At 59.7% G+C, this 1,455-nt stretch carries 1 protein-coding gene; it reads left to right on the top strand.

Going from position 1 to position 1,455, the window contains the following annotated elements; all coding sequences use genetic code 11:
* The coding region (locus H7U36_RS14990) for an S-layer homology domain-containing protein (protein ID WP_205156427.1) at positions 1–1,455 on the top strand (1,455 nt) is incomplete at both ends.

Raw genomic sequence — 1,455 nt, 5'->3', positions numbered from 1 at the left:
AAATGAGAAACCTCAAGCGGGCTCTCAGCCTGGCTCTGGCGGCGATCATGCTCATCGGCATGATGGTTGTCTCCGCCTCCGCTGTGAGCTACAACGATCTCACCGATAAGGATCAGATCGTGAACAAGGACGCCGTTTCCATGCTGGTTTCCCTCGGCATCATCGAGGGCAAGCCCGACGGCTCCTATGCACCCACCGAAAATGTTGACCGCGCTCAGATGGCGAAGATGCTCTCCGTCATCATGAACAAGGGCGTGGACAACGGCGCCCTGTATGAGAACAGCCCCTCCGGCCTGACCGATATCACCAGCAACTGGGCCAAGGGCCACATCAACTACTGCTACACCACCGGCATCATCGCCGGCCGCGGCAACGGCAAGTTTGACCCCTCCGCCACCGTGACCGCCCTGGAGGCGGCCAAGATGCTGCTGGTGGCCGTGGGCTACGACCCCGCTATCGAGGGCCTGACCGGCACCGACTGGGAGATCAACACCAACGCCCTGGCCTCCAAGCTGGGCATCTTCCGCAACTTCAAGGGCTCCGTGGCCGAGCCTCTGAGCCGCGACGACGCGGCCCTGCTGATCTACAACGCCCTGGACGTGGAGATGATCCAGAGCTACACCAACAACGGCTACGCCATGGCGTACTCCGACGCCCGCACCATCCTGGCCGACAAGTACGGCGTGATCAAGGTGCAGGGCGTTGTTGTGGCCAACGAGTGGGCTGAGCTGGACAAGACCGACTCCGACTCCGCTCTGAAGGATGGCAAGACCGTGCTGGACAACGTGGTTCTGTACTCCTCCACCACCTCCAACACCACCAAGGACGAGGGCGTGGCCCAGTCCGGTAAGATTGCCTTCAATGTGGACACCCCCGTTGACTTCCTGGGCAAGACCGTGACCATGTACATCGAGAAGACCACCATCCTGTCCGATTCCAAGGTGCTGGGCGTGTCCACCAAGGACGACGTGAACGTGATCAACGCCACCGCTGCCACTCAGAGCACCGTGAAGGATTACCTGAAGGGCACCGGCGTGGCCGTCACCAAGGGCACCGAGTTCTACGTGAACTACGGCTACTGCAAGACCGAAGAGGATGCCCACAACCTGATCAACGACTACAGCTATGCCGCCAACAACAGCGACAAGTTCAACCTGAACGGTGTGGACGTTGAGATCATCGACAACAACAACGATGGCGACGCCGAGTACGTGCTGTTCACCCGCGAGACTCTGTCCGAGGTGCGCACCTACAGCGAGAAGAACGAGACAATCTCCTTCTATGCGCCCGGTTATGACAAGAACAACGAGCTGGCCAACAAGACCGTCACTGAGACGGAGGACTTTGAGGACGTAGTGTTCAACGACGAGGTGACCACCGACGACCTGATCCTCTACGTGCAGTACGGCGGCCGCACCTACATCTCCGCCCCCGAGCTGTCTCTTATACACATCT

Source organism: Faecalicatena fissicatena (genome assembly GCF_016900595.1).
Taxonomy (GTDB): domain Bacteria; phylum Bacillota; class Clostridia; order Lachnospirales; family Lachnospiraceae; genus Claveliimonas; species Claveliimonas intestinigallinarum.
The sequence above is the reverse complement of the archived record's forward strand: the minus strand, read 5'-3'. Positions and strand labels throughout refer to the sequence as shown.